The sequence below is a fragment of the Microbacterium sp. AR7-10 genome (genome assembly GCF_001878835.1).
GTDB classification, from domain to species: Bacteria; Actinomycetota; Actinomycetes; order Actinomycetales; family Microbacteriaceae; genus Microbacterium; species Microbacterium commune.
The window spans coordinates 1-22,245 of the sequence record NZ_MJIR01000052.1; the positions used below are offsets into that span (position 1 = coordinate 1).

Genomic DNA, 22,245 nt, shown 5'->3' on the forward strand with positions numbered 1-22,245 from the left:
CGCTCATCGCGCCACCGCTGCTGAACGGACTCGGATCCCTGACGCCGGGCGGCGCGGGAGATTCGGCAGCGGTGGCGCCGGCAGCCGACGGCGTCGACGCCGCCCCCCGCAGCGGGCAGGCGGAGTACGGGGGCGATGCTGTCGACGCATCGGAGGCGTCGGGCGGGGCGGTGGCGCCGCGTGACGACAGCGGCGGCACGGGGGCGGATCTGCCGTTCGCGACTCTGGACGACACGAGGGAGATCATCGTCACGGCCGAGATGTCGCTGCGGGTGAGCGATGTCACGAGAACGGCGAGCGACATCGCCGCTCTGGCCGCCGAGCACGACGGCTTCGTCGAATCCGCCTCGCTCGGGCTGGATCCGAGCGCGGACGGCATCGCACCCGAGCAGCCGCGCGAGGCGGGCACCGGGTGGATCAGCATCCGGATTCCCGCCGCCGATGTGAACGAGGTGATGGACGCCCTGGGCGCGGATGCCGAGGTGCTGCGCTCGACGATCTCGCGAGATGACGTCACGTCGACCGCCGTCGATCTGCGCGCGCGGATCGCCTCAGCCCGCACCTCGGTCGAGCGTCTCACCGAACTCATGAGCAGGTCCGGCTCGGTGGCGGACCTGATCGCCGCAGAATCCGCGCTGAGCGAGCGCCAGGCGCAGCTCGAAAGCTACGAGCAGCAGCTCGAGACGCTCGATGAGCAGGTCGCCCTGTCGACGATCTCGATTCAGCTGACCGAGCGGACGAGCGCGGCCGACCCGGATCCGGCCGGTTTCGGCGACGGGCTGCTGGCCGGGTGGAATGGGCTGGTGGCGAGCATGAACGGATTCGTCGTCGTTCTCGGGTTCCTCCTGCCCTGGCTCGGCGTCGCCGCGATCGCGCTGCTCGTCATCTGGCTCATCCGACGCCGTCGGCGCGGGCGCACGGCCGACTGAGTCCGGCGGCCGCGCGGCCGAGAAGACCCTTCCACGCCCGTGCATCCGTCGGGTAGCGTGCGGCCATGACAGCCACGACCTTCCTTCCCCGGTACGCGATCGTCACCGCATCCGACTCCGGGATCGGCGCCGCCACCGCCCTCGCCCTCGCCGACACCGGGATGGATGTCGGCATCACCTGGCACAGCGACGAGGAGGGTGCCGAGCGGACGGCGGCTGCGGTGCGCGAGCGAGGGCGCAGCGCCGCGGTCGCACGGTTCGATGCGACCGACCTCGACCGCGTGGCCGGGGTGGTCGACTCTCTCGCGGAACGCCTGGGCGGGCTCGACGTGTTCGTGAACAACGCGGGCGCGAGCGTGCCCCGTCCGTTCCTCGACGTGCCGCTGAGCGAATGGCGAGGGACGGTAGCGTTGAACCTCGACGGGGCCTTCGCAGGGATGCAGGCCGCCGCGCGGCGCATGGTCGCCGCGGGCATGGGTGGCCGGATCATCGCCGTGACGAGTGTGCACGCGCACCAGCCGCGGGTGGGCCTGGCTGCCTACATCGCGGCGAAGCACGGGCTGTCCGGACTGATCAAGACCATGGCGCAGGAGCTCGGTGCGCACGGCATCACGGCCAACGCCGTGGCGCCCGGTGAGATCGCGACGGCTGCGAGCGGGCGCACGTCCGCCGATGCCGACCGCACCCACCGGCCCGGTGTGCCGCTCGGGCGACCGGGCAAGGCCGAGGAGGTCGCGGCCGTGATCGCCTTCCTCGCCTCAGCGGATGCGAGTTATGTGACGGGCGCGGACTGGAGCGTCGACGGCGGGATGCTGCAGATGGGCCCGCAGGCCGGATCGCACCTCGCAGATGACAGCTGGCGGGAGGGCTGAACCCGCGCCGGAACGCGATGAAGGCCCTCCGGATGCCGGAGGGCCTTCATCGTGTCGGTGACCCCAGCGGGATTCGAACCCGCGTTACCGCCGTGAGAGGGCGGCGTACTAGGCCGCTATACGATGGGGCCGTCACTGCAACCGTTCAAGTATGCCATGACGGATCTCACCGCACAAAATCAGCCCGATGCTCTCAGCCGAGCATGTCCTTCACGAGCGGGACCACCTTCTCGCCGTACAGCGCGATCGAGTCCATCATCGTCTGGTGAGTGACGGCGTTCTGGTCGTACTTCAGGTCGAAGCGGTCGACGTCGAGGGTTCGCAGGGTGCCGACGATCTTGCGCGCGACCGTCTCGGGCGAGCCGACGTACAGCGCGCCTCCCTCAATCTCGCGCTCGAAGTCGCCGACCGCGGGCGCCGGCCACCCGCGCTCCTGACCCAGCCGGGTGCGCATCGCGAGCCACCCGTCATGCGTCAGAGCGCGGGCCTGCTCGTCGGTCTCGGCCACGAGCCCAGGCGAGTGCACGGCGACCGGCTGGTGCGGCACGCCGAACTGGTCCTGGGCCCTGGTGAACAGATCGATGTACGGCGCGAAGCGTGCCGCGGGACCGCCGATGATCGCGAGGAACAGCCCGAAGTTGTAGCGCGCCGTGCGCACCACGGAGTCGGGGCTGCCGCCGACTCCGACCCAGGTGGGGATTCCGTCGGCCGTCGTCGGGAAGACCCTCTGGTTCTCCAGAGCCGCGCGCGTGCTGCCCTGCCAGGTCACCGGCTCTTCCTTCAGCAGCTGCGAGAGCAGGTCGAGGCGCTCCTCGAACAGCTCCTCGTACTGGCGAAGGTCGAAGCCGAACAGGGGGAACGACTCGATGAACGAGCCGCGCCCGGCGACGATCTCCGCGCGGCCGTTCGAGACGGCGTCCAGGGTCGAGAAGCGCTCGAACACCCGCACCGGGTCGTCCGAGCTGAGGACGGTGACGGCGGAGCCCAGCCGGATGCGGTCGGTCCGTGCGGCGATGGCGGAGAGCACGACCTCGGGGCTGGAGACCGCGAAGTCCGGGCGGTGGTGCTCGCCCAGACCGAAGAAGTCGAGTCCCACACTGTCGGCGAGCACGGCTTCGTCGACGATGTCGCGGATCACCTGAGGATGGGGAACGCTCTCGCCGTCGGCGTCGGTGGTGACTCCGCCGAACGTGTCTAGGCCGAATTGAATGCCAGTCATGTAGAACGCAACGGACTCTCGGCGGGATTCATTCCCCTGAATACAACACTCGGGAATACAGCGCCCGGGCAAGAAGAAGGCCCTCCGAGAATCGGAGGGCCTTCTGTGTCGCTGTGACCCCAGCGGGATTCGAACCCGCGTTACCGCCGTGAGAGGGCGGCGTACTAGGCCGCTATACGATGGGGCCGTTCGGCCCGAAGGGCCGATCTGGCAACCGTGCAAGTCTGGCACGGGGTGGGCCGCTGCTCCAAATCGCGGCCGCGCGAGCACGCATCACGGGCGTGTCGCGGCAAGAGGGTTGCCCGAATCCGCGCCACGAGGTTGACTCTCGCCATGCGCATCATGAGACACGAACATGCGGCCCTGCGAGTCGAGCACGCGGGCCGCACCCTCATCATCGATCCGGGGACGTTCACCGCTGCTCTCACCGACCTCGGCGACGTGGTCGCCGTCGTGATCACCCACGAGCACCCGGACCATTGGACGACGGAGCACCTCGATCGCATCCTGCGCGCTGCACCAGGCATCCCGATCCTCAGCACGGCGCACGTGGCGGCTGCCGCTGCGGACCACGACGTCACGGTCGTCCAGCCGGGCGACGCGGTGAGCGTCGACGGCTTCGAGTTGCGCTTCTTCGGCGGCGAGCACGCGGTCATCCACGAGAGCATGCCTCGGGTCGAGAATCTCGGCGTTCTCGTCAACGACGAGCTCTACTACCCCGGCGACTCCTACGCGATCCCTGAAGACGTCGAGGTGAACACGCTCGCCGCTCCGATCGGCGCGCCGTGGCTGAAGATCGGCGAGGCGATGGACTTCGTCCTCGCGGTCGCGCCTCGCCGCTGCTTCGGCACGCATGACATGACACTGTCGAGCATCGGCCTCGCCATGCATCGTCAGCGCCTGCAGTGGGCCACCGAACAGGGCGGCGGGACGTTCTCGGCGCTGGACCCCGGCGACGTGCTCGAGGGGTGAGGTGGGCGATTCGCCCCGCGCCGAGCGTCGACTCGGATCCGGTCTAGTCCGCGCGCTTCTGGAAGACCAGGCCCCGCTGCTCGCACAGATGGACGTCCTCTCCCCCGATGATCGTCCCGAGCTTCGACACCTCGGTGAGGACATCGCGAGCGCGCTGTCAGCTGATTGAGGGCTGAGCCGCCCGCACGCGCAGATCGCGGGCGAGGTCGTCGCGCGATTCGATCACGAGACGGCGCAGCGCACCCGGAGCATCCGCGTTCTGCTCGAGCCAGGCGTCGACGGCGTCAGTGCTGTCCGTCGCCGGGAAGAGACCGAGCACCAGGCGCTGGGCGAGTTCGATGCTCCGCTCGGCCCAGACGCCCCGGATCCGCTCGAAGTACTGCGCGTCGAAACCCGCGATGAGGTCACGACGCCCGCCGGCGCGGAAGCCGGCGATGGTCGCGTCGAGGTGGTCGTTGCTCAGGCTGAGGTCGTCCCACGCCGCCTCCCACGCCGCGGCGCGGGTCGAGGCGTCGGGCCGGGATGCCAGGGCGCGGATCTCAGCGGTGCGGCCCGCCGCCGTGTCGTCTGACGCGCGTTCTGCTGCGATCTGCTCGGCATCCGCGTGTCCCGTGGTCGCGAGGGCGGTCAGCAGGAGCCAGCGCAGATCGGCGTCGATGGGAAGTCCCTGCGGGGCGTCGCCGCCGAGGATCGCCCGGACATCGTCGGCGCGGGAGCCGTCGAACGCAGAGGCGGTGGCGAAGGCGCGCGCCCACGACAGCTGAGCGTCGCTGCCGGGATCGGCGCCCTGCAGCGCGGCCCAGGTCGAGTCGACCCAGGAACGGCGCTGCTCTGCGCGCTCGTCGTCGACGACGTAGTGCGTGATCGCGAACGCGGCGTTAAGCAGCGTCGCGCTGAGCAGCGCCACGTTCGGCTCGGCGGGCGCGTGCGCCCGCACGATGTCGAGGTAGCGGGTCGCGGACAGCTCGCCGTCGCGGGTGGCGTTCCACAGCGACGACCAGATGAGCCCGCGCGCGAGCTCATCCGAGACAGTCGACAGCGAGGCGGCGACGGTGTCGAGCGAGCGCTCATCGAGGCGCACCTTGGCGTAGGTGAGATCGTCGTCGTTGAGGAGCACGAGATCGGCATCCGGGATCTCGACGTCGGTGCGCTCCCGCTCGACCGTCAGCTCGATGCGCTCCCGCAGGGCGAGGCCGCCGTCGACGAGGTCGTACAGCCCCACCCGCAGCCGGTGCGGACGTGGAGCGATGTCACCGCTGTCCTGCACGAGCACACGTCGTCCCTCGGCATCCTCCTCGAGCCACAGCGCCGAGACTCCGCTGGTCTCCAGCCACGACTGCGACCACTCGCGCAGGGGCTGGCCGGAGGCAGCCTCGAGCTCGTCGAGCAGGTCGTCCAGCGTGGTGTTGCCGAACGCGTGCGCGGCGAAGTAGCGTCGGGCGCCCTCGAAGAAGGCGTCCTCGCCGACGAACGCGACCAGCTGCTTGAGCACCGAGGCGCCCTTCGCGTAGGTGATGCCGTCGAAATTCAGTTTCGCGGCCTCGAGATCGGGGATGTCGGCGACGATCGGGTGCGTGGTGGGCAGCTGATCCTGCCGATACGCCCAGGTCTTCCGACTGTTGGCGAATCGTGCCCAGGCGTCCGTGAATCGGGTCGCGGCTGCGGCGGCGTGCGTGCCCATGTAATCGGCGAACGACTCCTTGAGCCACAGGTCGTCCCACCAGCGCATGGTCACGAGATCGCCGAACCACATGTGGGCCATCTCATGCAGGATCGTGTTCGCGCGGGCGCCGCGCTGCGCGTCGGTCGCGGCTCCCCGGTTGATGTACGCCTCGGTGAAGGTCACCAGGCCCGGGTTCTCCATCGCGCCGAGGTTGTACTCCGGCACGAAGATCTGATCGTACTTGCCCCACGGATACGGGTAGGCGAACGCGTCGGAGAAGAAGTCCAGGCCCTGACGGGTGACCTCGAGGATCTCATCGGCTTCCAGGTGCTCGGCGAGCGAGGCGCGGCACAGCACACCGAGGGAGATGCTCTGATCGTCTCGCGACCATTCGCCGTCGATCCGCGCATAGGGCCCGGCCGCGACCGAGGTGATGAAGCTCGAGATGGGCAGGGTGGGCGCGAACTCCACGGTCTGCACGCCGATCCCCGGCGTCACGTGCGCCGGCGACTGGTTCGAGAGCACGTGCCAGCCGGCGGGAGCGACCACGCGGAACGTGTACGAGGCCTTCAGGTCGGGCTGCTCGAAGCACGCCATGACCCGGCGCGAGTCGGCCGGCTCGTATTGCGTGTACAGATACGTCTCGCCGTCGACCGGGTCGTGGAATCGGTGCATGCCCTCGCCCGAGCGGCTGTACGCCGCGACGCCCTCGACGCGCACGACGTGGGAGCCGCCGAGCCCGTCGAGCAGGATGCGCGCGCCGTCCCAGCGCACCTCCCGCTCTTCTCCGTCGACCGTGACACGGTCGACGGACTCGCCGATGAAGTCGAGCCAGGTCTCAGCCTCTGTCGCGTCGAACGTCAGCGTCGTCGTGGTGGAGAAGCCGGTGCGGGCACGCTCGGGGGCACCCGCGAGGTCGAGTTCGACGCGCACCTCGCGCAGCGTGATCGACGCTGCGCGGCGGGCGGTCTCGTCGCGGGACAGATTGGCGGAGCTCATTCGTCCATGGTGTCACGTCGCAGGCCCTCACGCAGTGGCCTGCACCCGCGCCTTCGCGAGGGCCTGCTCGAGGTCGGTCAGCAGATCGTCGACGTTCTCGAGGCCGATGGACAGCCGCACGACATCGGCGCCGGGTCGCGCATCGGGCGCGACCGGGCGGTGGGTGAGGGCTGCCGGATGCTGGATCAGAGAGTCGACCCCGCCGAGCGATACGGCATGCGTGAACAGCCGGACCGCGCCGGTGAGCGCCTCGGCGGCGGCGTACCCGCCGGCGAGCCGGATGGAGATCATCGCTCCCCCGCCGCGCATCTGCCGACCGATGAGGCCGCGCTCGTCATCGAACTCGGGGTAGAGAACCTCACTGACCGCCGGGTTCTCGCGAAGCGAGTGAGCCAGTGCGCGTGCCGAGCTCTGCTGGGCGTGGATGCGCATCGGCAGCGTGGCGAGGCCGCGGTGCAGCAGGTAGGCGCCCAGCGGGTGCAGCAGAGCGCCGGTGATCGCCCGCACCCGACGCAGAGCCTCGGCCGTGCGCTCGCTGCACGAGATCACCCCGGCGATGACATCGCCGTGGCCGCCGATGTACTTCGTCGCGCTGTGCATCGACATGGCCGCCCCGAGATCGAGGGGGTTCTGCAGCAGCGGCGTCGCGAACGTGTTGTCGACGAGCACCGGGACGCCGTCGGACTGCGCCACGACGGCCGCGATGTCGACGAGATCGAGCGTCGGGTTCGCCGGGGTCTCGAGCACGATCATGCCGGTGTCCGGTCGGATGCTCGCCGCCACCTCGTGCTCGTGGCAGAACGTCACCTCGGCGCCGAGCAGTCCGGAGTCGAGCAGGTGGTCGGTGCCGCCGTAGAGCGGGCGCACGGCCACGATGTGCCGCTTGCCGACAGCGGTGGTGTGGGCGAGGATCGCCGCGGTCATGGCCGCCATCCCGGAGCCGAACGCGACGGACGCCTCGGAGTGCTCGAGCTCGGAGAGCGCCTCCTCGAAGCGCGCGACCGTGGGGTTCCACAGCCGGGCGTACACGTTGCCGCCGTCGGGCAGGGGGTGACCGCCCGTGGCCATGGACTCGTACGAGTCGCCGCCGTGCAGGATGTCGGGCAGCGGATTCGTCGACGACAGGTCGATCGGGGCGGCGTGGACGCCGAGGGCGCCGAAGTCGGCGCGGCCGGCGTGGACGGCAACGGTGTCGGGGTGCAGCGGCATGTCGGACATGCCATCGATCCTGCTCTCCTCGCTCACCGCAGTCCAGCCGAGTTGTCGCGGGCAGTCGGAGAGCGCGCGTAAGTTGTTTCCTGAGCAACGCGACATCGATCTCGGGAGCACACGTTGGCAGCAGCACAGCAGGGCGTCGTCGACGAGCTCGATCTGCGCATCCTCGGAGCGCTGATGGACGACCCGCAGGCTCCCATCAAGGACGTGGCGCAGGCGCTGGGCATCCCGGCATCCACCTGCGCCTTCCGGCTGCGCACGCTGCGCGGCCGCGGCGTGATCTCGGGCTCCCGACTCGAGATCGACCCCGCCGCGGTGGGCGCGCCCGTGCAGGCGATGATCCGCGTGCGCCTGGGCAATCACAGCAGGGATGGCGTGGAGGCCCTGTTCGACGCCCTGGTGGCGACCCGAGGAGTGCTGCAGGTCTTCCACATCGCCGGCGCCGACGACTTCCTCGTGCATGTCGCCGTGGCCGACGCCGCAGCGCTGCGAGACATCGTGCTCGAGCGCATCACGGTGCACGACATCGTCAGGGCCACGGAGACACAGCTGGTGTTCGAGCTGCGCGAGGGCGCCGGCGTGCTCCCTCGCGCGTGACGCTCAGCGCTCGTCCGAGACCTCACCGGCCCGACCGTCGAGCGGCCGTGCGGCGAAGCGACGGGTGCTGAGCCACAGGATCACGCCGACGGCCAGCAGGATCCCCGCGAAGAGCCAGACGATCGGTCGCTGCTGACTGAGCAGCACGAGGCAGGAGATCACGCCGAGCACGGGCACGAACGTCCACACCCGGAAGTGCTCGTGCTGCACCCTGTCGCGGCGCAGCACCAGCACCGACACGTTCGCGCTGATGAAGACCAGGAGAAGCAGCAGCACCACGGTCTCGGCGAGGGTTCCGAGGTCGCCGACGAGGGTCAGCAGCATCGCGACGCCCGTGGTCGCGACGATCGCCACCCACGGCGTGCGCCGTCTGGGCAGCACGCGACCGAGCGGCGAGGGCAGCAGGCCCTGCTCGGCCATGCCGAACGCGAGCCGACTGGCCATGATCATGGTGAGCAGCGCGCCGTTGGCGACGGCGATGAGCGCGATGAGGCTGAACAGCCACGACGGCACGCTCACCCCGGTCGCCTCGACGACGGCCAGCAGCGGGCCGGATGACTCCTGCAGCTCGTCTGCGGGCAGCGCGGCGGCGCTGGCGACGCCGACGAGCACGTAGACGATGCCCGCCGTGACCAGCGCTCCGAACAGCGCTCGCGGGTAGACCCGACTGGGCTGCTTGACCTCTTCGATCACGTTCGCGGAGGTCTCGAACCCGACGAACGAGTAGTAGGCGACGATCGCACCGCCGAGCACCGCACCCGCGACGCCGACGCCGTCGGGCAGCTCGGTGGCGCGGCCGAGATCTCCGCCACCCCGGCCGACATACATGGCGACCACGACCATGACGATGACGAGCCCGGAGAGCTCGACGGCGGTCATCACGAGGTTGGTGCCCATCGATTCGCGGATGCCCCTGGCGTTGAGCAGACCGACGAGAACGAGGAAGACCATCGCCGCGGGGATGACGGGCACATCGATGAAGGTGGCCAGGTAGTCGCCGGAGAACGCGATGGCGAGGCCCGCCGCGCTGACCACGCCGGCCGCGAGCATGCTGAACCCGACCAGGAAAGACAGCAGCGAGCTGCGGAACGCGCGCTCCGCGAACACCGCCGCTCCCCCGGCTCGCGGGTACTTCGTCACGAGCTCGGCGTAGGAGCCCGCAGTCAGCAGTGCGAGCAGCAGTGCGACGATCAGGGGCGCCCACAGCATGCCGCCCGCGCTCTCGGACAGCACGCCCATGAGCGCGTATATCCCGGCGCCGAGCACGTCACCGAGGATGAACGCGAACAGCATCGGCCCGCTGATCGCTCGACGCAGCCGTGGGGGGTTCTCAGCGGTCTCCATGCTCCTGACGCTAGGGGCGCCCGACCGCAGCCGCACACGCCTTGACACTCGAGGGATGCTGCGGCTACGTCGTCACCGCTGCTCGACTACACCGTCGTATCGGCCTCACGACGCGGCAGCACCCAGCCCGCGCGCGGGAAGTGGCACGTGTATCCGTTCGGGTAGCGCACCAGGTAGTCCTGGTGCTCGGGCTCGGCCTCCCAGAACGGACCAGCGGGCTCGATGGTGGTCACGGCGGGAGCGGGCCACAGCCCCGATGCGTCGACATCGGCAATGGTCTCGCGCGCCACGCGCTCCTGCTCCGCGTCGAGCGGGAAGATCGCCGAGCGGTAGCTGGTTCCGATGTCGTTGCCCTGGCGGTTCAGCGTCGAAGGGTCGTGGATCTGGAAGAAGAAGGCGAGGATGTCGCGGTACGTCGTCTGTGCGGGATCGAAGACGATCTCGAGCGCCTCGGCGTGCCCGGGGTGGTTGCGGTAGGTCGCGTGGTCGTTCTCCCCGCCCGTGTAGCCGACGCGCGTCGCCAGCACGCCGGGCTGACGGCGCACGAGATCCTCCATGCCCCAGAAGCATCCGCCGGCCAGCACGGCCGTCTCGGTGCCGTCTCGGCGGGTGATCTCTCCGGTGTCGCTCGCTCCGCTGGTCATGCGCTTCTCCTCGTAGGTCGTGACGGGACTCGCCTGTCCCCGTTCTCTCCATTCTGCATCCGCTCCTGGGCTGTGGGGCAGGTCGGCGGGTCCACCTGCCGGGAATGCGCCGCGCACCGTCTAGGTTGGTGCTCAGAGCCGCCTGCCGGCCGGTGACCGCATCGGAGGAGAGAAATGCGTCCTTATCTCGACAAGTCCGCGCCTGACGTCTGGAAGGCCGCCGGAGAGTACTCCCGTGCCGTGGCGGGCGAGGCCGAGCGACGCGGGCTCTCGCTGCAGGAGAGCGAGTTCATCAAGGTGCGCGCGTCGCAGATCAATGCCTGCGCGTTCTGCCTCGATCTGCACACCCGCGAGGCACGCAGCGCCGGCATCCCGCAGCAGAAGATCGATCTGCTTCCCGCGTGGCGGGAGACGACGCTCTACTCCGAGCGCGAGGCCGCCGTGCTGGCCGTGGCCGAGGCGGCGACGCGCATGCCGCTGACCGAGGAGTCGAAAGCCGACCTGTCCGGCGCTCGCGCCGTTCTGGGAGACGACACCTTCGCTGCCGCCGAGTGGGTCGCGCTGACCATCAACATGTTCAACCGCATCTCGATCCTCAGCGAGCACCCCGTGCGACCCCGCGGCGACGACGGCAAGGTGCTGTCATGACCGAGGAGCGCTTCATCGTGCGCCACCTTCCCGACGAGTCGCGTTACGTGCTGATCGACCGCGGCGACGACGGCACGCAGTCGACGGAGATCGGCGAGGAGTCCTATGTCGACGTCGGCGACGAACGCGTGCTGTTCCACACCGGGGTCTCCGACGAGTACGGCGGGCAGGGTCTGGGGTCGACGCTGGTGCGCGCGGTCGTCGAAGACGTGATCGCCGCGGGCAAGAGCATCGTGCCGGTCTGCCCGTACGTGGTGGCGTGGCTGCCGAGGCATCCGGAGTATCAGCAGCACGTCGTCGAGCGCCGCAGCGAGCACGGCGACGCGATCCGGGCTCGGCAGGGCTGAGCTACACGCGCGGGCGCAGCCGCACACCCGGGAGCGGCGGCGCGGGCAGCGGGGCGAGCCGGCCCTCCGGATACGGTCCGAACAGCACCGGTTTGCCCTCGTCACGCGGATCGGCCTGCTCGAAGCCGAGCTCAGCCTGATAGCGGCGGCGGAACTCCTCGATCTCATCGTGACTGCGTCCGATGAAGTTCCACCACATCACGATCTGCTCGCCCAGTGGCACACCCCCGAGCAGGATCACGCGCGCGCCCTCGGCGCCCGCCTCGATGGTCATGGTGTCGGCGCCGGTGGGCACATAGCCGAGCTCCCGGTGCTGCACCGAGGCGCCGTTCAGGACGATCGATCCGGTCTCGGCGAGGGTGGCGTGCTCGAAATCGCGACGCACCGGTAGCCGTACGCGGGCGCCGGGCTGCAGCGTCAGCTCCGCGCCGAGCATGTCGGGTGTGCGGGTGTCGACCGGCGAGGTCGAGCCGAGCAGCGAACCGATGAACACTCGCACGCTCGCCCCGGGCAGGTCGACGGGCTCGGGCGCGTAGTGCGCGAACCCGTGCTCGGTGAACCGCGTCGCGTCGGGAAGGGCGTACCAGAGCTGCACGCCGTGCAGCACCGTGGTGTCGGGCGTGCTGATCTCCTGATGGGTGATGCCCTGACCTGCGACCATCAGGTTCAGCTCACCCGGCAGCACAGCCGCGGCGACCCCGTTCGAATCGAGATGGTCGATCCGCCCGGTGAACAGCCACGACACCGTGGCGAGTCCTGTGTGGGGATGGCGCGGCACCTCCATCCCGCCGGTCTCGGCGACGTCGTCGGGGCCGTAGTGATCGAGGAAGCACCAGGCGCCGACGAGCGATCGACGCTTCTGCGGCAGAGTCCGGTAGACCGTCATCGCCCGGATACCGCCGAGCGGCACCTCCCGAGGGGTGAGGACCTCCACGGAGGTGCAGGGCTCCCCCGGGTCGAGAACGCTCAGCGAGGGGTTCTTCTCGAGATTGGTCATCGCGGCTCCTCGGGCTGTTGCGACGTCATGCGGGATGACGTCAGCGTAGCCGCGAACCACGCGGCTCGGGTCATGCCTCGGTGGCGCTGCCGCGCTGGAGGGCACTTCCGGCCGCCGAGGTCAACCCCCTCACCATCACGAGCCGCAGAGCCGACGCTGGAGAAGATCACGTGGCGCGGATCGCTCCGCCCACCCGATGTCAGGAGTCGACATGAGCACACCCGGTTCGGATCCACGTGAGCGTGAACCCGCAGCCGTCTCGGCGCAGCGAGGCCCCACGCAGCGCGAAGAGGCGCTGGAACGCGAACAGGAGCGCTTCGGTGGCTTCAAGTGGGGCTCCGCCTTCTTCGGCTGGCTCACCGCGACCGGAACGGCGGTTCTGCTGACGGCGCTGCTGAGCGCGGTCGGGGCGGGCCTCGGGCTGGGTGTCGCCGAAGGCGACGTCGAGGATGCCGCTAACGAGATCGGTGCGAATGCCCAGACCGTCACCATCATCGGTGCGATCGCTCTGGCCGTCGTGCTGTTCATCGCCTACTACTGCGGCGGCTACGTCGCCGGTCGGATGGCGCGGTTCTCCGGGGCGAAGCAGGGTCTGGCCGTCTGGGTCTGGGCCATCGTCATCGCGATCGTGGTGGCCATCGTCGCCGCTGTGGCCGGTTCGCAGTTCAACGTCCTCGGTCAGCTGAACAGCTTCCCGCGTATCCCCGTGGACGAGGGCAGCCTCACGGTCACCGGCATCATCACCGCGATCGTCGTCGCTCTCGTCAGTCTGGGCGGCGCGATCCTCGGCGGCATCGGAGGCATGCGCTACCACCGCCGCGTCGACCGCGTGGGACTCGGACGATGAACCGCCGGCTGGCAGGGGCGGCGACCGCCTCTGCCGCGGCCCGACAGGAGGGCAACCCATGATCGACGCATACCGGATCAACAGCCTGTTCGATGCTGAGGTCGTCGACGCCGACGGGTCGAGAATCGGCACGGTGAAGCACGTGTACGTCGACCCCGACGGCGGCCAGCCGCTCTATGCCGGCGTCACCACCGGCTGGTTCGGCAGAGGGGAGTCGTTCGTGCCACTGCGCGACGCCGAGTTCGACGGCGAGGTGCTGCACGTCACATACGACAAGGACACGATCACGCACGCCCCGCGCATCGATGCCGACGGCACTCTGACCGACGACGACATCGACCGCATCCAGGATCACTACGACGGCGAACGCGAAGACGACTCGCGCGTCGACGACTCGCGCGTCGACGAGCACGACGCGCGTCCACGTGCGGACGAGCGTGGCGCGAGCCAGGACGACGCTCGGACGGGCCCCGATGTGGTGAACGACCAGCGGCCGCCACGCAAGCGCATCCGCATCCACCGGTACGTCATCGCTGACCAGCGGGCAGACGCCGCTCCCCTGGCGCACGATGACGCGACACCGGATGGAGTCAGGGCCGATCAGGCTCGGTACGAGCCGGCGGAGCAGCCGCCGGTCGACCGGACCGACGAGCCGCGCTCCAGCTGACGCTCCGGCTCACCGGCTGACGGCGCGCGCTCGTCCGGTCGACGCGCTGCGGTGTCCTCCCGAGCCGAAGGTAGAGCACGATCAGGCCGACGGCCGCCGCCACGGCGAGAGCCAGCGCCGCGCTGCCGGAGTCGACGAACGCCCCGGTGAGCGACAGCCACGCCGGGACGGCGGCCGTGGCGATGCCCTCACCGACCGCGATGGCACCGGTGAACCGTGCCAGGTGGGTCCTGCCGAGGCCGAGCAGCAGGAAGAACAGCAGCCAGAGCAGCGCCCAGAGCACCCAGATCACCGCGAAGACGCGGCCGCCCGCAGCCCAGGTCCTCTCCGCGAAGCCGATCGCCGCGACCGCGACGAAGAGCGAGAACCAGCCGAGACCTGTGGCGGGCAGATCCGCCAGGGCGTTGATGCCCACCCAGAGGTAGGTGAAGCCGAAGAGGTACAGGCCGCTCGCGGCGAAGATCACCGCCGGGTCGTCGTTCGCTGTCATGACCATGACGGTGGGGGTGATGACCTGCATGGCGCCGACGAACAGATTGAGCGGAGCTGCGGCTCGGGGGTCATCGCGCCGAGCAGCATGATGCCGTTGATGATCAGCACGGCACCGGCGTAGAAGAGCCCGATGTCGGACATCTGGTCGCTCCTTCGAGAAGGGCGATGGCCGGCATTGCGTACGAGGCCATCGCGGGTGGGGGGCATCGGCCCGACGATGGCGTCGACAACCATCTCGTACGGCGCGACCGCGATGATCGTGCAGCCTGATCGGAATGTAGTCGAAAGCGCGTCGCCGCCCGCAGGCGGCCGCGGCACTTCCGATCCGATCCGGATCTGCCTCCGAACCACTCGACAAGCGGCCCTCGGGCCGATCCGAGGATCGGGGAACAATGTCGAAACAGAATCGACGCGGCGCGTTCGCCGCAGTCGCCGGGGTGGTCAGCGGCCTGGTGTTCCTCGCCGCCGCGGAGTTGTCGGCGCTGCTGGTGGCCCGCGATGCGAGCCCGCTGCTGGCCGTCGGCTCGTTCGTCATCGACGTCGTTCCGCAGCCTGTCAAGGAGTTCGCCATCTCGACGTTCGGCGAGTTCGACAAGGTCGCGCTGCTGATCGGTCTCGGTCTCGCGGTCGTCATCGCATCAGCGGCCGCAGGCGTCCTGCAGCTGGTGCGGCCACCGCTCGGCGCGACCGCGCTCGGCATCGCAGGGGCGGCATCCGTGGCCGCGACGACGACGCGAGCCGGGGTGACCCCGCTCGCCTTCCTTCCCTCGGTGCTCGGTGCGGTCGCGGGAATCGCGGCGCTCGTCCTCCTGTGCCGACGGCTGCGCACCTGGCAGCGCGCCGCCGCCATCCCCGACTCCGACGCGGGTGGCGACGACGGCGCGGACGGCGCAGCCGACGGCGTGTCGGTCGACCGGCGCCGGTTCTTCGCGCTCGCCGGCATCGCCGGTGCCTCCGCGCTGGTCGTGGGGATCACCTCCCGCGTGGTCAGCGCGACGAGCTCGTCCGTGGCGGCGATCCGCAAGGGGCTGCGACTGCCACCGGCGCGGACATCCGTGACCATCCCCGACGGAGCCGAGCTCGACATCCCGGGAATCTCGCCGCTGTTCACGCCGAACGCCGACTTCTACCGGGTCGACACCGCTCTCACCGTGCCCACGGTTGACCCCGCGAGCTGGCGGCTCGTGATCGACGGCATGGTCGACAAGCGAGTCGAGCTCTCGTTCGACGAGCTGGTGGAGATGGGACTGGACGAGTACGTGATCACCCTGACCTGCGTCTCGAACGTCGTAGGCGGCGATCTGGTCGGCAACGCGATGTGGCTGGGTGTGCCGATCCGAGATGTGCTGCGGCTCGCCGGCCCGCAGACCGACGCCGACATGGTGCTGTCGCGTAGCGTGGACGGCTACACCGCCAGCACCCCGCTGTCGGCGCTCACCGATGCCGGCCGCGATGCGATCCTCGCCGTCGGCATGAACGGACAGCCGCTCCCGCTCGAGCACGGATTCCCCGTCCGCATGGTGGTGCCCGGGCTGTACGGGTACGTGTCGGCGACGAAGTGGGTCACCGAGCTGAAGGTCACCACGTTCGAGAAGGACGAGGCGTACTGGACGCCGCGCGGCTACAGCGCGCAGGCCCCCATCAAGTTCTCGTCGCGCATCGACACCCCGAAGATCGGCAAGAGCGTCGCGGCCGGACGCATCCCGATCGCCGGTGTCGCCTGGGCGCAGACGGTGGGCATCGAAGCCGTCGAGGTGCGCATCGACGACGGCGAATGGCAGCGAGCAACGCTGTCCGCTCCGATCAGCACCGACACCTGGGTGCAGTGGATGCTGGAATGGGATGCCACCCCCGGCACCCACTACGTCACCGTGCGCGCGATCAACAAGAACGGCGAGATGCAGATCCAGGAGAGCGCCCCCATCGCCCCCGACGGATCGACGGGCTGGCAGCGATCCCTGATCGCCGTGAGCTGAGTTTCGCGCCGCAGAATGAGGAAACCCCCGCCTGAGCGGGGGTTTTTCTCTGCTGGGGTACCTGGACTCGAACCAAGAACAACTGAACCAGAATCAGCCGTGTTGCCAATTACACCATACCCCAAGGGCGAAACCGGAGCCTCGCACCGAGAGTCAAGCTTACCCGAGCCGCCCGCAGATGGCGAATCGACGCCGGATACCCGGGCGTGGCGCGTCCGCCTCGATCACAGCTCCCCCATCCGGGCCGGTTTCGTCCACCGCAGGAACACCGTCGATCGTGTGATGCGCGCGAGATCCGCCAGCAGAGCGCCGACCTTCGTGCCGATGCACAGGCTGAGGAACATCATCGGAGCCGAGGCCAGCGCCTGCGCGTCGAAGCTCGCCAGCGACACCAGACCCACGGTGCCGGGCACGAGCAGCAGAAACGCCGGCTGGAACGACACGGTGGCCGGAACCGCGAGCATCACGCGCTCGAGCACGCGGGCGGCGACGAACAGCACGGCTGCCGCGATCCCGATCGCGACCACGCTGCCGACCAGCGGACTGAACACAGCCAGCACGGCGTACGTGCCGGTCATCGCCATGATGCAGACGAGAGTCAGGCGGAAGCCCGACCCGAACGCCAGGCCGATGCCGACGGCCAGGACGACGACGGCGCCCCACGCGGTCCACAACGGGGGCAGCGCACCCCACCCCGCACTCTCGTTCGACAGCTGCACGGCATCGCCGACCAGCGCAGCCGATGCCGAGTCGATGCGAAGCCCCGTCAGCGCGGCGCCGGCATACAGGCCGGCGGCCATGAACGCCAGCATGATGAGTCCGTACATCAGTCGGGATGCGCCGGTCACGATGTCGGTCGAGGTCAACTCGAGCAGGGCGTTGGTGATCAGAGCACCGGGAACGAGGATGGCGACCGGTGCACACACCGCGAACAGCGGCACGGGCCCGAGATCGAGAGCGTTCGCGACGACCCCGACGAGCAGCGTCGACAGGAACGACGAGACGAACGGCGCCACTGCGGCCGCAGCGCGCACCCGCATCATCAGCATGGTCAGCGCACCCACCAGCAGGCCCACGACGAAGGCGAGCACGGCCGCCCACCACGGACAGCGGAACAGCACGGCCAGCGATATCGAGAGCAGACCGCATCCGATGACGCTCTGCAGACCCGGCATCCGCCGCGGGGTGGCGCGGATCGCGGCCATGCGCGCGGGTGCGGATGCCAGTGGCACCGTCCCCGACTCGAGGTCGCGCACCAGTCTGCTGGCGCGAGCGGACTGACGGAACGTGAGCGCCTCGCCCTTGCCGATCACCGTCGTGGTCGCCGACGCCGCACCAGGGCGGCTGACCATCACCATCTCCGGCAGGATCGCGAACTCCAGAGTCGTCTCGGGCGCCGCGCGACGGCTCACCTGCTCGAGCGATCCGCGCACGTCGGTCACCGACGTGCCGCACTCGAGCAGCAGGACACCGAGATCACCGAGGATCACGTCCGTCTCGGCGGCCGGCATCACGGCATCCGGCGCCGCCTGCGCTCTCACGCCAGGAAGTCGGCGAGCAGACGCAGCCGCCGCAGCGACTCGTCCTTGCCCAGCAGCTCCATCGACTCGAACAGCGGCGGCGACACGCGGCGTCCCGTCAGGGCCACCCGGGGCGGACCGTACGCGACGCGGGGCTTGAGGCCGAGTTCGTCGACGAGCTTCGCCGAGAGCGCCGCCTGAATGGCATCCGGGGTGAAGTCCTCGACCGGCTCGAGAGCGGCGATGCAAGCGGCGAGCACCTCCGCGGCGTTCGCCGGCAGGCCCTTGAGAGCGTCGGCCTCGTACGAGACGTTGTCGGTGAAGAGGAAGCCGAGCATGCCGGCCGACTCGCCCAGCAGCTGCATGCGCTCCTGCACGAGCGGCGCGGCACGGAAGGCCAGCACGATCTGCTCGTGCGTCGGCTCGCCGCCGAACACGTCGGCGGCGGCGAGGTACGGCAGCATCCGCTCGGCGAAGTCCTTCTCGTCGAGCATGCGGATGTGGTCGCCGTTGATCGACTCGGCCTTCTTCTGATCGAAACGCGCCGGGTTCGGGTTGACGTCGGCGATGTCGAACGCGGCGATGAACTCGTCGAGCGAGAACACGTCGCGGTCGGCGGCGATCGACCAGCCGAGCAGCGCCAGGTAGTTCAGCAGCCCCTCGTGGATGAACCCGCGGTCGCGGTGCAGGAAGAGATCGGCCTGCGGGTCGCGCTTGGAGAGCTTCTTGTTGCCGGTCTCGCCGAGCACGAGCGGCATGTGCGCGAAGCGCGGGACGAAGGTGGTGACGCCGGCCTCGATCAGCGCGTCGTACAGCGCGAGCTGGCGGGCGGTCGACGGCATGAGGTCCTCGCCGCGCAGCACGTGGGTGATGCCCATCAACGCGTCGTCGACGGGGTTCACGAACGTGTACAGCGGCACTCCGTTGGGCCGCACGACGACGAAGTCGGGGAACGAGCCGGCGGGGAAGGTGACCTCGCCGCGGATGAGGTCGACGTAGGTGAGGTCTTCGTCGGGCACACGCAGGCGCAGCGCGGGCTGACGCCCCTCGGCGCGGAAGGCGGCCTTCTGCTCGTCGGTCAGATCGCGGTCGAAGTTGTCATAGCCGAGCTGCTTCGCGCGACCGTTCGCCTCGTTGCGGGCATCGATCTCCTCGGCCGTCGAATAGCTCTCGTACAGCGCGCCGGTCGCCAGCAGCTTCTCGATCACACCGCGGTAGATGTCGTGCCGCTCGGACTGGCGGTAGGGCGCGTGCGGGCCGCCGACCTCGACGCCCTCGTCCCAGTCGATCTTCATCCAGGTGAGCGCGTCGACCAGCTGGCGGAAGCTCTCCTCGCTGTCGCGCGCGGCATCGGTGTCTTCGATGCGGAAGATCAGCTTGCCGCCGTTGTGGCGGGCGTACGCCCAGTTGTAGAGCGCCGTGCGCACCATGCCGACGTGCGGCAGGCCGGTCGGCGAGGGGCAGAAGCGCACGCGGACGTCGGATCCGGTGGCGGTGGTGGTGAGGGGATGCACGGTAGCCATATCCCCTCGAGTCTATCTGTGGCGGATGCTCGGCCCCGGCTCAGGCCGTGTCGCGGATGCGGCCGAACGGCGAGAGCGCGGTGATGGCGATCACGAGCACCAGCGCGACCGTGGCGAGGCCGCCGTAGCCGAACTCGGTGAGCACGATGCCCGCGCCTGCGGCGCCGACGGCGGCCGTGAGGCTCATCAGCGAGTCGCTGACTCCCTGACGCCGCGGGCGCATGAGCACCGTCGACGATTCGGTCAGCAGTGCCGCGCCGGCGACGGTCGCCGCGCTCCAGCCCAGTCCGAGCAGGATCAGCGCGACCATCACGCCCGCCGGATGCTCACCGGCGAAGATCGCCGTGAGCAGGGATGCGGTGAGAACGACCTGCCCGAGCAGCACGACCCGGATGCGGCCCCAGCGATCGGCGAGGATCCCGAACAGCGGGGAGAGACCATACATGCCGGCGACGTGCAGCGCGATCGTCACCCCGACCAGCAGTGTCACCTCCTGCGTCGACCCGTGGCCGCCGCCGTCGGCCATGTGCTTCAGATGGATCGGCGTCATGGCCATCACCGACGCCATCACGGCGTGCGAACCGGAGACGGCGAAGATCGCGTATCGCGCCACGACCGGACGGTCGATGTCGGCGCCGAGCACGGTGCCCTTCGCCGCCGATCCCGCCACGCGCATGGCGGTCAGCAGCGGGTCCGGGCGGAGCGCGATCACGTACAGCACCAGCGCGGCCGCCTGCGCAACGAGCGAGAAGAGGTACGAGCCGGTGAGCGGGGGCATCCCGATCAGCGCGCCGACCTCTTCGCCGAGCGGCAGCAGCAGCGGACCGGTGACCCCGCCGACCGTGGTCGACCAGACCACGATCGACAGATCGCGGCCCCGATGCTCGGGGGCGGCGAGATCGGTGGCGGCGAAACGCGACTGCAGGTTGCCGGCGTTGCCCATGCCGATCATGATGATCCCGACCAGGAGCAGCGGGAAGAAGCGCAGCGCGGCTGCGGTGATGACGATGCCGATGCCGATGAGGGCGAGCAGGTTGCCCGCGGTCAGCGACATCCGGCGGCCGCGGCGCGCGGCGAAGCGGGCCAGCGGGATCGCGAAAGCGGCGGCGCCCAGGGTGACCGACGCGGTCGCGAGGCCCGAGAGCGCATCATCGCCCGAGAGGTCGGCAGCGAGCAGGGCCCCGAGCGAGACGGTCGCGCCGAACGCAATGCCGCCCAGCACCTGCCCGGCGGCGAGCACGCCGACGGTGCGGCGCTGGACGGCGCGGAGGTCTTCGATCGGCTCGGTGCCCACCGCGCTCACGCGGCAGGCGAGGCGTCGCGCACGGGGTTGCGCAGCACGCCGATCCCACTGATCTCGATCTCGACGCTGTCTCCGGCGACGATTTCGCCCACGCCCGCAGGGGTGCCGGTCATGATCACGTCCCCCGGGAGCAGGGTGAACGCGGCGGAGGCGTACGCGATGATGTCGGCGACCGAGTGGATCATGTCGGTCAGCGGCGCCTGCTGGCGGACCTCGCCGTTCACCCGAGTCTCGAGCCGTGCGGTGGCGGCCTCGAATTCGGTCTCGATGATCGGGCCGAGCGGGCAGAACGTGTCGAAGCCCTTGCCGCGCGTCCACTGGCCGTCCTTGCGCTGCAGGTCGCGCGCGGTCACGTCGTTGCCGATCGTGTAGCCGAAGACGTAGTCGAGAGCGTTCTCGGCGCTGACGTTCTTGGCGATGCGACCGATCACCGCGACGAGCTCACCCTCGAACTCGGTGCGCTCCGAGATCGCCGGGCGCACGATGCTGTCGCCGGGGCCGACGACGGCGGTGTTGGGCTTGAGGAAGAGCAGCGGCTCCTCGGGGGCGACGTTGCCGAACTCCGCGGCGTGGTCGTGGTAGTTGCGGCCGACGCAGACGACCTTCGAGCGCGGGATCACCGGGGCGAGCAGGGCGACGTCGGCCACAGGCACGCGCTCCCCCATCGGCTGGTAGCCGGCGAACATGGGGTCGCCGTCGAGCACGACGATCTCGCTCTCGTCGAGGATGCCGTACCGGATGCCGTCGTTGTGACTGAAACGCGCGATCTTCACCCCGTCAGCCTATCCCCGCCCTCTGCCTTCCTCTCGTCCCTTCCCCCGTCCTTTCCTCCGCCGACACCCCTAGTTCGCGCTGACACCCCCATGCACGAACGTCCGCATGTGGGGGCGTGGGCGCGAAGTGGGGGTGCCGGGGCATGGCCTGGAGAGCGCGCGGAGAGAGATCACGAGCGAGGAACAGCGCACACGTCAGCCGGGCGGCCGGATGCCGAACGCGGCGAGACGTGCTCCGAGCGCGTCGGGTGTGCGGATGTGCTCGAATCCCCAACGCGCGAAGCTCCAGCCGGTGACGCCTCGGATGTCATCTTCTCGCTGCTTCTCGGCCAGCACCGCTTCATCTGGTGAAGTCTCGGTGCGAAGGTCGGGATCGAGGTACTTGTCCTTGCCATCGAACTCGCCGAACCGCCGTGTCCCCAGGAAGGCGAAGTCCGCCCAAGACCGATCGCCCTGCGCCCCGGTGGTGGGAACCTGCAGATCGTAGTTCGAGAAGCCCAGCTGGTGCAGCCGCACGCGGCTGACGCTCTCGCCGGGCAGCTGCGCCCTCCCGTCGGCGAACTCGGTGACCTCTCGGCCTTGACGCACGCCCCGCAAGCCAGGGCGGGCGAGTCGTCGGGCTTGGGTGCGCCACAGGGCATCCGCTTCCGCATCCACCACCTGCCCGCTTACGGTGCGCCTGCGCAGGGCCGCGTCGG

The 22,245-nt window shown here is 69.7% G+C and carries 21 protein-coding genes, 3 tRNA genes and 1 pseudogene; 9 read left to right on the forward strand and 16 right to left on the reverse strand.

What is annotated here, in order from left to right; genetic code table 11:
• Positions 1–929: DUF4349 domain-containing protein (locus BFN01_RS06550; protein ID WP_071642827.1), on the forward strand; the 929-nt coding region annotated here is incomplete at its 5' end.
• A 65-nt stretch (positions 930–994) separates the two neighbouring features.
• Positions 995–1,801 (forward strand): SDR family oxidoreductase, encoded by an 807-nt coding sequence (locus BFN01_RS06555; protein WP_071642829.1) that lies wholly within the window; start codon positions 995–997, stop codon positions 1,799–1,801.
• A 58-nt stretch (positions 1,802–1,859) separates the two neighbouring features.
• Here BFN01_RS06555 and BFN01_RS06560 read toward each other — a convergent pair.
• The 3 genes from BFN01_RS06560 to BFN01_RS06570 all read right to left on the reverse strand — a co-directional run bounded on the left by BFN01_RS06560 (position 1,860) and on the right by BFN01_RS06570 (position 3,207).
• Positions 1,860–1,932 (reverse strand) — tRNA-Glu (locus tag BFN01_RS06560).
• A gap of 62 nt (positions 1,933–1,994) precedes the next feature.
• Entirely contained in the window at positions 1,995–3,020 is a 1,026-nt protein-coding gene (locus BFN01_RS06565) for an LLM class flavin-dependent oxidoreductase (protein WP_071642831.1), read from the reverse strand.
• A gap of 114 nt (positions 3,021–3,134) precedes the next feature.
• A tRNA-Glu gene (locus BFN01_RS06570) sits at positions 3,135–3,207 on the reverse strand.
• Between the two features lie 146 nt (positions 3,208–3,353).
• On the opposite strand from BFN01_RS06570, the gene BFN01_RS06575 reads away from it, so the two are divergent.
• The gene (locus BFN01_RS06575) at positions 3,354–3,992 is read left to right on the forward strand and encodes an MBL fold metallo-hydrolase (protein WP_071642833.1); all 639 of its coding nucleotides are present in this window, start codon (positions 3,354–3,356) and stop codon (positions 3,990–3,992) included.
• Between the two features lie 157 nt (positions 3,993–4,149).
• Here the strand turns inward: BFN01_RS06575 and pepN are convergent, their stop codons facing one another.
• Both pepN and BFN01_RS06585 read right to left on the reverse strand, forming a co-directional pair.
• The gene (pepN, locus tag BFN01_RS06580) at positions 4,150–6,654 is read right to left on the reverse strand and encodes an aminopeptidase N (RefSeq protein ID WP_071642835.1); all 2,505 of its coding nucleotides are present in this window, start codon (positions 6,652–6,654) and stop codon (positions 4,150–4,152) included.
• A 27-nt stretch (positions 6,655–6,681) separates the two neighbouring features.
• Positions 6,682–7,872, reverse strand: a complete 1,191-nt coding sequence (locus tag BFN01_RS06585; protein ID WP_218161802.1) for a PLP-dependent aspartate aminotransferase family protein — start codon at positions 7,870–7,872, stop codon at positions 6,682–6,684.
• Between the two features lie 114 nt (positions 7,873–7,986).
• Between BFN01_RS06585 and BFN01_RS06590 the strand changes: the two genes are divergently transcribed.
• Complete coding sequence (locus tag BFN01_RS06590) at positions 7,987–8,466, forward strand: Lrp/AsnC family transcriptional regulator (protein ID WP_071642837.1); 480 nt, start codon at positions 7,987–7,989, stop codon at positions 8,464–8,466.
• Positions 8,467–8,469: 3 nt separating this feature from the next.
• Here the strand turns inward: BFN01_RS06590 and BFN01_RS06595 are convergent, their stop codons facing one another.
• A complete protein-coding gene (locus BFN01_RS06595; protein ID WP_071642839.1) occupies positions 8,470–9,810 on the reverse strand; it encodes an APC family permease in 1,341 nt (446 codons plus the stop codon).
• A gap of 86 nt (positions 9,811–9,896) precedes the next feature.
• Positions 9,897–10,454 carry a peptide-methionine (S)-S-oxide reductase MsrA gene (msrA, locus tag BFN01_RS06600; protein WP_071642841.1) on the reverse strand — a complete coding sequence of 186 codons (558 nt, stop codon included), beginning with the start codon at positions 10,452–10,454 and terminating at the stop codon, positions 9,897–9,899.
• Between the two features lie 174 nt (positions 10,455–10,628).
• Here msrA and BFN01_RS06605 point away from each other — a divergent pair, with 174 nt between their 5' ends.
• Both BFN01_RS06605 and BFN01_RS06610 read left to right on the forward strand, forming a co-directional pair.
• A complete protein-coding gene (locus BFN01_RS06605; RefSeq protein ID WP_071642843.1) occupies positions 10,629–11,102 on the forward strand; it encodes a carboxymuconolactone decarboxylase family protein in 474 nt (157 codons plus the stop codon).
• The gene (locus BFN01_RS06610; protein ID WP_071642845.1) at positions 11,099–11,449 is read left to right on the forward strand and encodes a GNAT family N-acetyltransferase; all 351 of its coding nucleotides are present in this window, start codon (positions 11,099–11,101) and stop codon (positions 11,447–11,449) included. The genes BFN01_RS06605 and BFN01_RS06610 overlap by 4 nt, the downstream gene beginning before the upstream one ends.
• 1 nt (position 11,450) lies before the next feature.
• Here the strand turns inward: BFN01_RS06610 and BFN01_RS06615 are convergent, their stop codons facing one another.
• On the reverse strand, positions 11,451–12,446 hold the full coding sequence (locus tag BFN01_RS06615; protein WP_071642847.1) for a pirin family protein: 996 nt from the start codon (positions 12,444–12,446) through the stop codon (positions 11,451–11,453).
• Positions 12,447–12,657: 211 nt separating this feature from the next.
• Between BFN01_RS06615 and BFN01_RS06620 the strand changes: the two genes are divergently transcribed.
• Together BFN01_RS06620 and BFN01_RS06625 are read left to right on the forward strand one after the other, a co-directional pair.
• Positions 12,658–13,293 (forward strand): hypothetical protein, encoded by a 636-nt coding sequence (locus BFN01_RS06620; RefSeq protein WP_177243820.1) that lies wholly within the window; start codon positions 12,658–12,660, stop codon positions 13,291–13,293.
• A gap of 58 nt (positions 13,294–13,351) precedes the next feature.
• Positions 13,352–13,960, forward strand: coding sequence for a PRC-barrel domain-containing protein (locus BFN01_RS06625; RefSeq protein ID WP_071642852.1), 609 nt, complete (start codon positions 13,352–13,354; stop codon positions 13,958–13,960).
• Here BFN01_RS06625 and BFN01_RS06630 read toward each other — a convergent pair.
• Entirely contained in the window at positions 13,884–14,480 is a 597-nt protein-coding gene (locus BFN01_RS06630; protein ID WP_256221055.1) for an AmiS/UreI family transporter, read from the reverse strand. The genes BFN01_RS06625 and BFN01_RS06630 overlap by 77 nt on opposite strands.
• Complete coding sequence (locus tag BFN01_RS15785) at positions 14,447–14,593, reverse strand: AmiS/UreI family transporter (RefSeq protein ID WP_225211363.1); 147 nt, start codon at positions 14,591–14,593, stop codon at positions 14,447–14,449. Before BFN01_RS15785 ends, BFN01_RS06630 begins: the two co-directional genes overlap by 34 nt.
• A 251-nt stretch (positions 14,594–14,844) precedes the next feature.
• Here BFN01_RS15785 and BFN01_RS06635 point away from each other — a divergent pair, with 251 nt between their 5' ends.
• Entirely contained in the window at positions 14,845–16,428 is a 1,584-nt protein-coding gene (locus BFN01_RS06635) for a molybdopterin-dependent oxidoreductase (RefSeq protein WP_071642856.1), read from the forward strand.
• 52 nt (positions 16,429–16,480) lie between these two features.
• Here the strand turns inward: BFN01_RS06635 and BFN01_RS06640 are convergent.
• The 6 genes and pseudogenes from BFN01_RS06640 to BFN01_RS06665 form a co-directional block, all read right to left on the reverse strand.
• Positions 16,481–16,552: transfer RNA gene (locus BFN01_RS06640), tRNA-Gln, on the reverse strand.
• A 100-nt stretch (positions 16,553–16,652) separates the two neighbouring features.
• Positions 16,653–17,969, reverse strand: a complete 1,317-nt coding sequence (locus BFN01_RS06645) for a threonine/serine exporter family protein (RefSeq protein ID WP_218161803.1) — start codon at positions 17,967–17,969, stop codon at positions 16,653–16,655.
• Positions 17,966–19,471 carry a glutamate--tRNA ligase gene (gene gltX, locus BFN01_RS06650; protein WP_071642860.1) on the reverse strand — a complete coding sequence of 502 codons (1,506 nt, stop codon included), beginning with the start codon at positions 19,469–19,471 and terminating at the stop codon, positions 17,966–17,968. The genes BFN01_RS06645 and gltX overlap by 4 nt, the downstream gene beginning before the upstream one ends.
• A gap of 40 nt (positions 19,472–19,511) precedes the next feature.
• The gene (locus BFN01_RS06655) at positions 19,512–20,774 is read right to left on the reverse strand and encodes an MFS transporter (protein WP_256221056.1); all 1,263 of its coding nucleotides are present in this window, start codon (positions 20,772–20,774) and stop codon (positions 19,512–19,514) included.
• Positions 20,771–21,547 carry a fumarylacetoacetate hydrolase family protein gene (locus tag BFN01_RS06660; protein WP_071642862.1) on the reverse strand — a complete coding sequence of 259 codons (777 nt, stop codon included), beginning with the start codon at positions 21,545–21,547 and terminating at the stop codon, positions 20,771–20,773. Before BFN01_RS06660 ends, BFN01_RS06655 begins: the two co-directional genes overlap by 4 nt.
• A 195-nt stretch (positions 21,548–21,742) precedes the next feature.
• Positions 21,743–22,245: pseudogene (locus BFN01_RS06665) on the reverse strand (hypothetical protein); the annotation flags it as partial.

What these genes read in the sequence shown, in the direction of transcription:
- BFN01_RS06555 (WP_071642829.1), top strand. Translation starts at nt 995, where the DNA reads ATGACAGCCACGACCTTCCTTCCCCGGTACGCGATCGTCACCGCATCC.
- BFN01_RS06565 (WP_071642831.1), bottom strand. Translation starts at nt 3,020, where the DNA reads ATGACTGGCATTCAATTCGGCCTAGACACGTTCGGCGGAGTCACCACC.
- BFN01_RS06575 (WP_071642833.1), top strand. Translation starts at nt 3,354, where the DNA reads ATGCGCATCATGAGACACGAACATGCGGCCCTGCGAGTCGAGCACGCG.
- pepN (WP_071642835.1), bottom strand. Translation starts at nt 6,654, where the DNA reads ATGAGCTCCGCCAATCTGTCCCGCGACGAGACCGCCCGCCGCGCAGCG.
- BFN01_RS06585 (WP_218161802.1), bottom strand. Translation starts at nt 7,872, where the DNA reads ATGTCCGACATGCCGCTGCACCCCGACACCGTTGCCGTCCACGCCGGC.
- BFN01_RS06595 (WP_071642839.1), bottom strand. Translation starts at nt 9,810, where the DNA reads ATGGAGACCGCTGAGAACCCCCCACGGCTGCGTCGAGCGATCAGCGGG.
- msrA (WP_071642841.1), bottom strand. Translation starts at nt 10,454, where the DNA reads ATGACCAGCGGAGCGAGCGACACCGGAGAGATCACCCGCCGAGACGGC.
- BFN01_RS06605 (WP_071642843.1), top strand. Translation starts at nt 10,629, where the DNA reads ATGCGTCCTTATCTCGACAAGTCCGCGCCTGACGTCTGGAAGGCCGCC.
- BFN01_RS06610 (WP_071642845.1), top strand. Translation starts at nt 11,099, where the DNA reads ATGACCGAGGAGCGCTTCATCGTGCGCCACCTTCCCGACGAGTCGCGT.
- BFN01_RS06615 (WP_071642847.1), bottom strand. Translation starts at nt 12,446, where the DNA reads ATGACCAATCTCGAGAAGAACCCCTCGCTGAGCGTTCTCGACCCGGGG.
- BFN01_RS06620 (WP_177243820.1), top strand. Translation starts at nt 12,658, where the DNA reads ATGAGCACACCCGGTTCGGATCCACGTGAGCGTGAACCCGCAGCCGTC.
- BFN01_RS06625 (WP_071642852.1), top strand. Translation starts at nt 13,352, where the DNA reads ATGATCGACGCATACCGGATCAACAGCCTGTTCGATGCTGAGGTCGTC.
- BFN01_RS06630 (WP_256221055.1), bottom strand. Translation starts at nt 14,480, where the DNA reads ATGCAGGTCATCACCCCCACCGTCATGGTCATGACAGCGAACGACGAC.
- BFN01_RS15785 (WP_225211363.1), bottom strand. Translation starts at nt 14,593, where the DNA reads ATGTCCGACATCGGGCTCTTCTACGCCGGTGCCGTGCTGATCATCAAC.
- BFN01_RS06635 (WP_071642856.1), top strand. Translation starts at nt 14,845, where the DNA reads ATGTCGAAACAGAATCGACGCGGCGCGTTCGCCGCAGTCGCCGGGGTG.
- gltX (WP_071642860.1), bottom strand. Translation starts at nt 19,471, where the DNA reads ATGGCTACCGTGCATCCCCTCACCACCACCGCCACCGGATCCGACGTC.